Source organism: Occallatibacter sp., from assembly GCF_049510455.1.
GTDB lineage: Bacteria > Acidobacteriota > Terriglobia > Terriglobales > Acidobacteriaceae > Telmatobacter.
On sequence record NZ_JBEKYX010000122.1, the window covers coordinates 1 to 11,685 of the forward strand.

General features: G+C 57.7%; 11 protein-coding genes and 2 pseudogenes. 2 read left to right on the forward strand and 11 right to left on the reverse strand.

The window, feature by feature from the left end:
* The 6 genes and pseudogenes from ABSG47_RS18380 to ABSG47_RS18405 form a co-directional block, all read right to left on the reverse strand.
* Positions 1-1,539: pseudogene (locus tag ABSG47_RS18380) on the reverse strand (dihydroxy-acid dehydratase domain-containing protein); the annotation flags it as partial.
* Between the two features lie 11 nt (positions 1,540-1,550).
* On the reverse strand, positions 1,551-2,162 hold the full coding sequence (gene leuD, locus ABSG47_RS18385) for a 3-isopropylmalate dehydratase small subunit (RefSeq protein ID WP_424171227.1): 612 nt from the start codon (positions 2,160-2,162) through the stop codon (positions 1,551-1,553).
* A gap of 1 nt (position 2,163) precedes the next feature.
* Positions 2,164-3,594: a 3-isopropylmalate dehydratase large subunit gene (gene leuC, locus ABSG47_RS18390; RefSeq protein ID WP_424171229.1), complete on the reverse strand. Its 1,431-nt coding sequence runs from the start codon at positions 3,592-3,594 to the stop codon at positions 2,164-2,166.
* Positions 3,595-3,610: 16 nt separating this feature from the next.
* Entirely contained in the window at positions 3,611-4,354 is a 744-nt protein-coding gene (locus ABSG47_RS18395) for an Ivy family c-type lysozyme inhibitor (RefSeq protein ID WP_424171231.1), read from the reverse strand.
* Positions 4,355-4,359: 5 nt separating this feature from the next.
* The gene (gene leuB, locus ABSG47_RS18400) at positions 4,360-5,451 is read right to left on the reverse strand and encodes a 3-isopropylmalate dehydrogenase (RefSeq protein ID WP_424171233.1); all 1,092 of its coding nucleotides are present in this window, start codon (positions 5,449-5,451) and stop codon (positions 4,360-4,362) included.
* A 74-nt stretch (positions 5,452-5,525) separates the two neighbouring features.
* Entirely contained in the window at positions 5,526-6,713 is a 1,188-nt protein-coding gene (locus ABSG47_RS18405; RefSeq protein WP_424171235.1) for a 2-isopropylmalate synthase, read from the reverse strand.
* Positions 6,714-6,840: 127 nt separating this feature from the next.
* Here ABSG47_RS18405 and ABSG47_RS18410 point away from each other — a divergent pair, with 127 nt between their 5' ends.
* Both ABSG47_RS18410 and ABSG47_RS18415 read left to right on the forward strand, forming a co-directional pair.
* Complete coding sequence (locus ABSG47_RS18410; RefSeq protein ID WP_424171237.1) at positions 6,841-7,764, forward strand: LysR family transcriptional regulator; 924 nt, start codon at positions 6,841-6,843, stop codon at positions 7,762-7,764.
* Between the two features lie 203 nt (positions 7,765-7,967).
* Positions 7,968-8,585, forward strand: coding sequence for an outer membrane beta-barrel protein (locus ABSG47_RS18415; protein WP_424171239.1), 618 nt, complete (start codon positions 7,968-7,970; stop codon positions 8,583-8,585).
* Between the two features lie 153 nt (positions 8,586-8,738).
* On the opposite strand, the gene pheA is transcribed toward ABSG47_RS18415, so the two are convergent.
* From pheA to ABSG47_RS18440, 5 genes and pseudogenes are all read right to left on the reverse strand, one after another.
* On the reverse strand, positions 8,739-9,722 hold the full coding sequence (pheA, locus tag ABSG47_RS18420) for a prephenate dehydratase (protein WP_424171241.1): 984 nt from the start codon (positions 9,720-9,722) through the stop codon (positions 8,739-8,741).
* A 4-nt stretch (positions 9,723-9,726) separates the two neighbouring features.
* On the reverse strand, positions 9,727-10,554 hold the full coding sequence (locus ABSG47_RS18425; protein ID WP_424171243.1) for a UbiA-like polyprenyltransferase: 828 nt from the start codon (positions 10,552-10,554) through the stop codon (positions 9,727-9,729).
* A 63-nt stretch (positions 10,555-10,617) separates the two neighbouring features.
* Positions 10,618-11,013: a PIN domain-containing protein gene (locus ABSG47_RS18430; protein WP_424171245.1), complete on the reverse strand. Its 396-nt coding sequence runs from the start codon at positions 11,011-11,013 to the stop codon at positions 10,618-10,620.
* Positions 10,997-11,302 carry a hypothetical protein gene (locus ABSG47_RS18435; RefSeq protein WP_424171247.1) on the reverse strand — a complete coding sequence of 102 codons (306 nt, stop codon included), beginning with the start codon at positions 11,300-11,302 and terminating at the stop codon, positions 10,997-10,999. Before ABSG47_RS18435 ends, ABSG47_RS18430 begins: the two co-directional genes overlap by 17 nt.
* 71 nt (positions 11,303-11,373) lie before the next feature.
* Positions 11,374-11,685: pseudogene (locus ABSG47_RS18440) on the reverse strand (M24 family metallopeptidase); the annotation flags it as partial.

The window sequence follows — 11,685 nt, forward strand, 5'->3', positions numbered from 1 at the left end:
TTTGGCCAGCGAAGCGCGGGCGAAGTGAAGCTCTTCAGCCGTGCGGCGATTTCTTCGTCGCTGACTTCAAGCGTCAGCTTGCGGTTGGCGATATCGAAGTAAATGGTGTCGCCTTCGCGCACTGCTGCGATTGGTCCGCCGACGAATGCTTCCGGTGCAACGTGTCCTGCAGTGAATCCGCGTGTGGCTCCGCTGAAGCGTCCATCGGTGAGCAGCGCCACCGTCGAACTCAGCTCGGGGATGCCGCTGATCGCCGCAGTCACTTGCAGCATTTCGCGCATGCCGGGCCCGCCCTTGGGGCCTTCATAGCGAATCACCAGCACGTCACCGGGATTGATCCTGCCGGACTGCACCGCTGCAAAGCAGTCGTCTTCGCAATCGAAGACACGCGCTGGTCCGCGATGCTCCGTGCGGTTTGCCGCTGCAATCTTCATCACGCAGCCCTCAGGCGCGAGATTGCCCTTGAGAATGACGAGGCCGCCGGTTGGCTTGATGGGACTATCAAAAGTATGGATATCCATCGGCGTGGCCGGCTTCAATGAGACGCTTGGCGAGAAGACGAGAGCCGCCCGCGGCTTGATAATCCTTCGCAACGTACTTGCCTGCAGGCGTCAGGTCGCATATGAAAGGAGTGCGCTTGCTGATGGCATCGAAGTCATCGATGGATAACTCAATGCTCATCTCTTTGGCAATCGCCAGCAAGTGCAGGACTGCATTCGTTGAGCCGCCGCTAGCTGCAACGCTGGCAATCGTGTTTTCAAGCGACTTGCGCGTGATGATCTGCGAGGGCCTGCGATTGGCGCGCACCGCATCCATGAGAATGCGGCCAGACTCACGCGTTGCTGCGTACTTGTCGCTCGCCGTTGCCGGTACGCCGGAGAGTTGAATTGGCGAGATACCGAGAATCTCACCTGACATTGCCATCGTGTTTGCGGTGAATTGACCGCCGCATGCGCCTGCACCGGGGCAGGCACTTGCTTCCAGAGCCTCAAGGGCTGCATCGTCGATGCGTCCCGCGGCGTGCGAGCCGATGCCTTCAAAGACATTCTGAATGGTGATGTCGATTCCGTTCAGCTTGCCGGGCATGATGGAGCCGCCGTAGAGCATCATGCCGGGAATGTCGAGGCGGCATAGCGCCATGATGATGCCGGGCATGTTCTTGTCGCAGCCGCCGATGCCGACGAGTCCATCGAAGAGATTGCCGCGCGCAACGAGTTCGATGGAATCTGCGATGACTTCACGAGAAACCAGCGAGGCCTTCATGCCCTGCGTGCCCATGGTGATGCCGTCAGAGATGGTGATGGTGTTGAACTCCATCGGCGTGCCGCCTGCTTCGCGAATGCCTTCCTTGAGCGCTTCGGCTACCTCGCGGAGATGCACATTGCAGGTGCCGATTTCCGTCCATGTGTTCGCAATGCCAATGATCGGCTTATGCAAATCTTCTTTTTTAAATCCTGCGCCGCGCAGATATGAGCGCGCTGCTGCGCGGCTTGGTCCTTCAGTCAACGGAATGCTTTGACGCTTGCCTTCGATGGTCATTCGTGTCCCTTTTATTTGGCCTTCAGCCACACAGCTTCATCGTGTTGTGTCTCATACTTGTCCAATTCTGCCGTATGCCGCAGCGTCAGCCCAATGTCGTCCAATCCTTCCAGCAGACAATACTTGCGGAAGGGATCTACTTCGAACTTTGCTGAGAATCCCTGACCGTCAGTCAGCGTCTGGTCTTCGAGTGAGACTGTGAGCTTATATCCGGGAATCGTTTGTGCGTTGCTGAGCAGAGTTTCTACTTCTTCTTCACCGAGCTTGACGAGAAGAATTCCGTTCTTGCCGGCGTTTGAGAAGAAGATGTCGGCAAAGGTTGGCGCGATCACGCAGCGAAAGCCGAAGTCGCTGAGCGCCCATGCGGCATGCTCGCGGCTTGATCCGCAGCCGAAGTTTTTGCCCGCAATCAAGATGTGCGCGCCGGCGTAGCGTGGGTCATTGAGGACGAAATCGGCTACGGGCTTGCCGTCAGGTGTCTGACGCCAGTCGAAGAAAAGGAAATCGCCGTAGCCGGTGCGCTCGATGCGCTTCAAGAACTGCTTGGGAATGATCTGGTCCGTATCGACATTGGTGCGGTCGAGAGGCGCGGCAAGTGATGTGAGTGTTTTGAACGGTTGCATACTAGGCTGTTACCTCCTCATTCACTTCCCAAGTGCGGATATCGACAAAGTGCCCGGCAATTGCGGCTGCTGCAGCCATCTCCGGTGAAACCAGGTGCGTGCGACCACCGCGGCCCTGGCGGCCTTCAAAGTTGCGATTGCTGGTGGAGGCGCAGCGCTCGCCCGGTGAAAGAATGTCCGGGTTCATGCCGAGGCACATGGAACAGCCCGGCTCGCGCCAGTCGAAGCCTGCGTCCTTAAAGATGGTGTCAAGGCCTTCCCGCTCGGCCTGCTCCTTGACCAGTTGCGAGCCCGGCACAACCATTGCACTCACATGCGAGGAGACCTTATGGCCGGCAACGATCTTTGCTGCGGCGCGCAGGTCTTCAATGCGGCCGTTGGTACAGGAGCCGATAAAGACGCGGTCAATGGTAAGCTCCGTCAGCGGCGTGCCTGCATGAATGTCCATGTACTCAAGCGCGCGCTCAAAGGATTTGCGGTCAAGTTCATTCTCTGTTTTTGCGGGGTCAGGAATGGTTGCCGTTACCGGCGCCACCATGCCTGGGTTTGTGCCCCAGCTTACGTAGGGAACTAACTCAGCGGCATCAATCACAAGCTCGCGGTCGAATTTCGCGCCGTCGTCGGTAGGCAGCTTGCCCCATTCTTCTACTGCCTTGTCCCACGCTGCGCCCTGTGGAGCAAAGCGCCGGCCCTTGAGATATGCAAAGGTCTTCTCATCGGGAGCGATCATGCCTGCGCGTGCGCCGGCCTCGATGCTCATGTTGCAGACCGTCATGCGGCCTTCCACTGAGAGCGAGCGAATCGCAGAGCCTGCGTACTCGATCACGTAGCCAGTTGCGCCGTCCGTACCGATCTTGCCGATGATGGCGAGAATGATGTCCTTGGCTGTTACACCCAGCGGCAGCTTGCCTTCAACTGAGATGCGGAAGGTCTTCGGCTTCGATTGCGGCAGCGTCTGCGTCGCCAGCACGTGCTCCACTTCACTGGTGCCGATGCCGAATGCCAACGCGCCAAATGCGCCATGTGTTGAAGTGTGCGAGTCGCCGCAGACAATAGTCATGCCGGGCTTGGTAATGCCCAGCTCCGGTCCGATGACATGCACAATGCCCTGGTTGGGCGAGTCCACGTCATACAGCTCTACGCCGAAATCCGCGCAGTTCTGACGCAGCGTTGCAATCTGCTTCGCGGCAATCTGATCGACGATGTGCAGCCGTCCTTCAAGCGTGGTCGGGACGTTGTGGTCAATCGTGGCAATGGTGCGGTCAGGGCGGCGAACCGGGCGGCCCGCAAGGCGAAGCCCTTCAAATGCCTGCGGTGAAGTCACTTCATGCACTAGTTGCAGGTCGATGTAGAGAATCGTCGGCTCGCCCTTCGGCTCGACAACGACGTGTTGCTCCCAGACTTTCTCGAATAATGTTTTTGGTTCACTCATAATCCTGCTCCAGGGTTTACTTCGATTCGGTGTCGGGAAGGTTGAGGATATCCGGCCCCAGGTCTTCCATGACTCCATTTGGCTGAACAACCGTAGCCAGAGAAAAGTTATAACGATACCCGCTTGTGCCCATGTACTGGACAGCTCCGATGGTTGCTAGCCAACGATGCAGGCTCGATAAGTACGGCGCGGGAATTTGCTGCCAATTCAATTTCCTGCTGGAGTAAATCCAGAGGTGGCTTTTGAAGGGCGGCTTGTTGCTGCTGATTGGGTTGATTGCGGCGAAGATCAGGACGGCGGGATTTGGCTCCGTATCGATCCACATAGTGCCGCGGTTCATATCGCAGTCATGTGGGACGCAGCCGTCGAGAGTGACATAGCGGTTGTCATCCAGGACCTCGTTGCCTGGAACGCCCATAAAAACCTGGATCGTGTCCGGCAGAGACGTGAGTTTCCAATGGTCGTACCAAAACCACTGCTTTTGCGGGAACGAGGCTCTCAGCAAGGCAGTGAACCGCGAATCCCCGAAGAGATGGCCCTCATCGCCGATTCCCGCCCCGGATGTGGATGGCGGTCCGGCAGCGGCAAATGTGCGCACCCATGCCGCATCCCGGTCGTTGCCGTTTGTTGCGTGCTGTTGGTGGGCGACCTGCGCGGATGCGCACGGCGATATACAGCCCAGAGCTGGCAGCAACATCCCGAAGATGAACATCCGTACCGTCAAGTGCTTGTTCTCCGCCATCGTTATTGGCAAAATCATCGGGCTTATGCGCCGACGAGGAGTGTTTTCATGGTCTCGCGTACCTTGGCGCCCATCTCTGTTGTTGAAAGCACCGTAAAGCCCTGAGAGTTCGCGCGCACCAAATCCGGCGTGCGGAAGCCCTGCTCCAGCACCTTGCGGACTGCGGACTCAACCGTGGCAGCCTCAGCTTCCAGGCCAGCCGAGTAACGCAGAATCAGCGCGCCGGTGAGAATCGCGCCTAACGGATTCGCCAGCCCCTTGCCGGCAATGTCCGGCGCGGAACCATGAACCGGCTCGTACAAATTGACTTTGCCGCCGATGGTTGCCGAAGGCAACATGCCGAGCGATCCGGTGATGACAGCGGATTCGTCGGAGAGAATGTCGCCAAACAGGTTTTCCGTCAGCACCACGTCATAGTTGCGCGGCTGGTTCATCAGGTGCATCGCCATGGAGTCCACAAGCTGGTGTTCCAGGGTCACGTCGGGAAACTCAACTGCAATCTCATCCACGGTTGCGCGCCATAGCTGCGAGACTTCCAGCACGTTGGCTTTGTCCACGCTGGTCAGCTTCTTGCGGCGGCCCTGCGCCAGCTTGAAAGCCACGCGGGCAACGCGAGCCACTTCATCGTACGAATAGCGCATCGTGTTCCAGCTCTCGCGTGTCACGCGGTTCCACTCGCGGGGCTTGCCGAAATAAAGGCCGCCGAGCAGTTCGCGGACAAAGAGAATGTCGGCTCCCTCAATGATTTCGGGCCGCAGCGGGCTGTTGATTGCTAGCTCTTTGAATGCGAATGCGGGACGCAGATTCGCAAAGCCGCCCAACTCTGTGCGGATATTTAAAAGACCTACCTCGGGCCGCTTCTCCGGAGGCAGGGAATTGAATTTGTTTGCGCCTACTGCGCCGAGAAGAACAGCGTCGCTGGCGAGTGCGGCCTTCAGTGTCTCCTCTGGCAGCGGTGTACCGTCCTGCTCAATGGCTACGCCGCCAATGCGTTTTTCGTCGAAGGCAAAATCATGTCCGCCCGCTGCGGCCACGTCCTTCAACACCGCAACAGCTTCTTTTGTAACCTCCGGGCCGATACCGTCGCCCGCCGTAATTAGAATCTTCAGCTTCATACGTCTTCCGTTCTCTCTTGTAGTTAGATTGATTGGCCAGCGCCTTTTTTGTCGCTTAGACGGAGCCGATCAAGCTATACCACCGATGCTCCGCGTCGTTCGCGAATCGCATCCGGCAGAATCTTGATCAGGTCCTGGTCATAGATGTTCTTTTTGCGGTCAGCCAGAGTTACAAAGCGGTGGTAGGTCTGCTGCAGTTCCTCGGGGTCGAGCGTAAAGCCGAGCTTTTCGAGATGATCGCGAAGAGCCGCGCGGCCTGAGTGCTTGCCGAGCACGAGATTCGTCTTTGCTACACCAACAGAGGCAGGCGTCATGATCTCGTAGCACAGCGGGTTCGCCAGCATTCCATGCTGATGAATGCCGGACTCATGCGCAAAAGCGTTGTCGCCAACGATCGCTTTGTTGGGGGAGGGCTTGAAGGTGATGATCTGGCCCAGCGCTTCGCTTGTGGGATAGAGCTTATTGAGCTGGATGCTTGTATCCACGCCGTAGTAGTCCTTGCGCACGTAAAGCGCCGCGGCAACTTCTTCGAGAGCCGCATTACCTGCGCGCTCGCCGATGCCGTTGATGGCGCACTCCACCTGTCGCGCCCCGGCCTGAATGGCCGCAAGAGAGTTGGCAACGGCAAGGCCCAGGTCATCATGGCAATGGGCGGAAAGAATGATGTTCTCGGCGTCGACGGAGGGAATCCGCTCACGAACCTCGCGGAACATCTTGGCATATTCATCCGGCGTTGTATAACCCACCGTGTCCGGCATATTGATCGTGGTTGCGCCGGCCTCAATTGCCACGCGCACCATCTCGACGAGAAAGTCGCGGTCTGCGCGCGTGGAATCTTCCGGCGAGAACTCCACATCCTCCACTAACGATCGCGCCAGGCGGATGGACTTCGCGGTGCGGTCCAGTGCCTCCTGCCGGCTGATCTTCAGCTTGTATTCGAGATGCAGATCGCTTGACGCTAGAAAGACGTGAATGCGCGGCCTGTCGGCATGTTCCACCGACCGCCCCGCCAGCTCAATGTCTTCCTGTTTGGCGCGGGCAAGGGAAGCAATCTTGGGCTTGCGAATGGTCTGGGCGATGGTCGAAATCGCCGCGAAGTCGCCTTCGGAAGCCACTGCAAAGCCGGCTTCGAGAACGTCCACGCCCAGATCCTCAAGGGCGTGAGCCATGCTTAGCTTTTCCTGGGTCGTCATGCTGCAGCCGGGAGACTGCTCGCCGTCGCGTAATGTGGTGTCGAAAAAAACTACATGATTCTGAGTCATAGCGCTGCCTGTCGCGGAATTCCTTCTTCCGGCTTGTAATAGTTTCTCGCAAAGAACGTGTATAACGCAAAGTTATTATTTTTTGAGAGTCGATTATTATTGCTTATTATTGCTCGAAGGAGATGCGATGGATCTGGGCCAGCTTGAAACCTTTCTCGCCGTTGCGGAAGAGCGCAGTTTTTCCCGAGCCGCAACGCGCATGCACCGTACGCAGCCTGCCATCAGCCAGGTGATTCGCAAGCTTGAAGACGCAGTGGGCGAAGTTCTCTTTGACCGCGCAGCTCGCGACGGTTCTCTCACCGCCGCCGGCGCCCTGTTGCGTGACTACGCCTTGCGGCTGATGGCTCTGCGCCGTGAAGCTACAAGCGCGCTGGATGAGCTGAAAAATCTGGAACGCGGCCGCCTGCAACTGGCCGCCAACGAGTACACCTGCGCGTATCTGCTGCCGGCTATGGACGCCTTTCGCCGCGCACATCCGCAGATCAGCGTGACAGTGCATCGCATGCTGGCCTCTCACATTCCTGACGAGCTGAACCTGCATACCTTCGAGCTGGGCATGGTCTCTTTCCGGCCCGATCCGGCGCAGTTCAAAACCATTGCCGTTTACACTGACAGCCTGGTGCTCGTAGCCGGCCCCACCCATCCGCTTGCCAAGGCGCAGAATGTCTCCATTGCGGACCTGGGCAAAGAAACCTTCATTGCGCATAACGTCACTTCGCCGCTGCGCCGCCGGGTCATTGAGGCATTTCAGCGTTATCGCACGCCGCTGAACATGGGCATCGAGCTTCCCACAATCGAGGCCATCAAACGTTTCGTCGCCATGGGCAATGGCGTTGCACTTGTTCCGCATCTCACCGTTGCGCATGAGCTTGAAACCGGCGAGCTAGCCGCGATTCCGGTTGCCGAGCTCGACATCAAGCGGATCTTACGTCTGACCCATCGCCGCCACGGCACGCTTTCCCACGCTGCACATGCCTTTCTTCGTACGGTCCGCGACCTGGCCCGCCAACAGGGACCGCCGTTTTATTACCACGTCGAGAAGGCCGGATGAATCGGCATTTCCGGGCGGCCTACCGATTTGCTGTTGCCACGTCTAAAGCTCAAGACGCGTGAGCATGTCTGGTTTTGCTTCCCGGTCCGCCCCGGCCATTTACAATGCTGAGAGCGGCTCTGGTGTGTGTGCCGGGTCAAAGAAATTTCCTAAAAGTTTGTTGCCAGCCGGGATGGTTGGGCAGTCATGAGGATCAGGTTCGAATGAAGAAGATCGTACTCGTACTTTTCCTGCTGGCCGGTTTTGCGGCCGCGGGTCGCGCTCAGGAGAGCCGGCAGGATGTCAGCCTCAGCGGCATTGGGCTGATTCCGCCGTTTATTGCCAGCTCCACTGACGTTCAGGTTCACTCCAACGCGGCTCTTGGCGTTCTCGCCAGCTATCGGTTCATGCTTACGCCGAACAGCGCTATTGAAGCTAACTACGGCATCACCTACCAGAACCAATACACCTACCTGATCAGCAACTCACTTCGGGTTCCAATCCAGACTCGTACCATGGAGATCTCCGGGGCCTTTGTCCGCAGCTTTACTTTCAAGAAGTTCAATCCATTTCTTGAAGCCGGTCCGACTGCTCTCATCTTCATTCCTATCCGTAACCTCGGCACGGACGTGGATGCAAAGCAGCAGACAGGAATTGGCGTGCTCTACGGCGGCGGAGTTGCGTATGAAATCAGCCCCAGCTTCGACATTCGCGCTGAATATCGCGCTTACGTCACCAAGGTGCCCACCTTCGGCCTGGGCAGCAACTCCACTGAGAACCTGACCACCAACAAGTGGTTCAACATCTACGTGCCGACTGTCGGCGTGGCGTACCACTTCTAAATCAGAGATCAGGGATCAGGGGTCAGAGACCAGCCGCTTATAGTGCGGGCCTCTGACCCCTTTTTCCGTTATGCCATTTTTCAAAACAAAAAGAACGGCGGATAGCGAGACTATCCGCCGTTCTTACTGATCTCTGACCCCTGATCTCTGTTTTTATGGCTTCTCCGCCTCCTTGTAGCATCCCAGTGACTTCACCATGGCGCAGTGCGGCTTGAGCACCTCAATCGCGCGTTCGCCCTCGTCGGGGTGCAGTATCTGGCAATCCACGTAAAAGATGTACTCCCACGGCTTGCCCTGCACGGGCCGCGACTCGATCTTGGTCAGGTTCGTGCTCAATCCGGCTAGCTCACTCAGCGCTGACACCAGCGATCCGGGGCGGTTTTCGACGGAAAAAGCCAGGCTGATCTTGTTCGCATCCGGCTGGCAAACCGCCTTCGATGTGCGCCGCACCAGAAAAAAGCGCGTGTAGTTCTCCGGATTGTCCTCGATATTCGCCATCAGAATCTGCGCGCCGTAGTAGTACGCCGCAGCCTCGCTGGCAATTGCCCCCGCATGCCGGTCACGCAGGTGTACAAGCTGCTTCACGCTGCCTGCCGTGTCATAAAACGCAAACGACTCCATCCGGGGATGCGCCGCCAGAAAGCGCCTGCATTGCGCCAGTGCCACCGGGTGAGAAAAAACACGGTCAATGTGATCCAGCGCCGAGCCGGAAATGCCGATCAGATTATGCCGAATCAGCAGCAGCGTCTCGCGCTCCACCTGCACGTCATGCGCCAGCAGCAGGTCAAAGTGCTCTGAGACTGATCCCGCAATGCTGTTCTCAATCGGCACCACGGCTGCTTCCACGTCGCCCCTGCTCAGCGCCGCAAATACCTCAGAGGAAAGCGCAAAGGGCACAATCACAGCATCGGACACCAGCTTCAGCGCAGCCTCGTGGCTAAAAGAGCCGGGTTCCCCCTGGATGGCGATTTGCATGCCTGCCTGTGTCTCTCCTGAGTTTTGATTCGGGCCTGGCTGACTTTCGCCAGTTTGTGTGGACTGCTTTCTCGCACCATACCACAGCTTCAGTGCGGATTCGTTGTCACTGAAGTTTGCGTTACCTTCGCCGTCCCCGGCAGGGGTCTTTCCGTACGGCATTTCTTCAACTCCACAGCAGCAGATCGGCGGCCACAAAGGCCAGAAAAACCATAGCGATAACGCCATTCATTGTAAAGAAAGCGGCATTCAGCCGGCGCATATCGCGTGGTGAAACAATGGCATGTTCATAGCCCAGCAGCAGCCCAACCGCGGCCACGCCAATCCATCCCGCAGTATGAAACTGAAAGAGCCGCCCGAACCAGATCAGTAAGCCCAGCATCGTGGCATGCATCAGCCGTGCCGTCCAGAAGGCCGCATTCACGCCCATCGCCTGCGGAATGCTGTACAGTCCCGCCTGCCGGTCATGCTCAAAGTCCTGGCAGGCATAGAGCACGTCAAAGCCGCCAACCCAGAGCATCACCGCCGCGGTCAGCACAATGATTCGCGGGTCCAGCGATCCGCGCACGGCAATCCATGCTGCGGAGGGTGCAATGCCCAGCGCCAGCCCCAGCACCAGGTGCGACCAGCGCGTCACCCGCTTCATGTAGCTGTAGCCCAGCAGCACCGCCAGCGCCACGGGGGCCAGGTACAGCGTAAGCCGGTTCAGCGCCGCCGCGGCCAGGATAAAGACCAGCGCGGCCAGCAGGGTAAATCCCAATACAAACTGCCGTGACAGCAGCCCGGCGGGAATAGCGCGCATCTTGGTGCGCGGATTGGCCGCGTCAAGGTCTGAGTCCGCCCAGCGGTTAAAGGCCATCGCGCAAGATCGCGCTGAAACCATGGCGAGCAGAATCAAAAGCAGCGTGCGCAGGCTCGGCAGCCCTCGCGCGGCCAGCAGAGTCGCCGTCAACGCAAAGGGAAGCGCAAAGATCGAATGCTCCCACTTGATCATTGTCCCAGAGCTTAGGCATGGTCAACCTTTAGTCTAAATCTGCTCCACTGACTGAGGAAAACCCTAGATCACGCAGCAATTCCGCCGTCGTATGCTGCTCACGCCGCATCCCTCAAAGTCCCTGTCATTTGACCACAGTGGAATTTTGAAATGCAGTGCCAGCGCAAGCAGTTCCACATCGTCAGGGTCGCGCTTGCCAATCCTTTTGCGTGCCTCACGAGTGGAGGCGGCATACACGTCACTTTTCACAATCGAAACAGGCAGCGAAGCTACGGCCAGCATCAGCGCCTCGGGAGTATATTTCTTCTTCCGGCCAAGAATGGATGCGTACTCTTCCACTTCTGCGTAGACAGTTTCAGTCGTTATTAGTTCTTCAACTGCCGGATGGGTGAGAATGAGCCTGGCTCGTCCGCCAATTACAGCCGACAGCAGAACATTTGCGTCAGCGGCCAGCTTCACGGCGCGGCTTTCTCATTGTGCGATTCTTGGCCTGCCGCTTTTCTTTACGCCATTCGGAGAAATCGGCCAAAATTTTTTCCTCGCTTGAGCCACTCGCCTGTACCTGGCGCGCAACCTCTGCGCTTAATACGGCAAACATTTCGCGCTTCAGTTCAACAGGCAGCGTGGCCTCAGGCCGCGGAAAAAAGATTCCGGCCAACCGTCCACGGCGAGTCACAAGAATGGGGTCTTTGGCGCGCAGCATCCCCGAGGCGTTGTCTCGGAACTCGCGCACGGTGCTGATTTTCATGTGGCCACCCTCGTGACCATCTTAGCAAAAAATGATTACCGGTTGCTCTGTCTCTTGTTTGAGTTAAGCGCTTAATCCACCGTCAGCAGCTCTTCAAAAAAGCCCCCGATTTGGCGTTCACGGTCTATGAAGTGAATCTCCAGAATCCAGTGGCGGTTCTGGCCCTTTTCGTCCTTGGAGCGCATACGCAGGGTGCTCTTTGGGTGCACGTAGAGCGTTACCTTGTCCTGCGGAATACGTTCGTGAGGGAAATGGCCTATCAGGTGTCCGGCAATCGGTCCGCCCCACTCCCAGCCGTACTTTTCGGCGAGCGATGCGGCGTAGGCAAAGAACTCATCGGACGTAATCTCCGGATGCTCGTGGAAGTAGCGCTTCCCATCGGC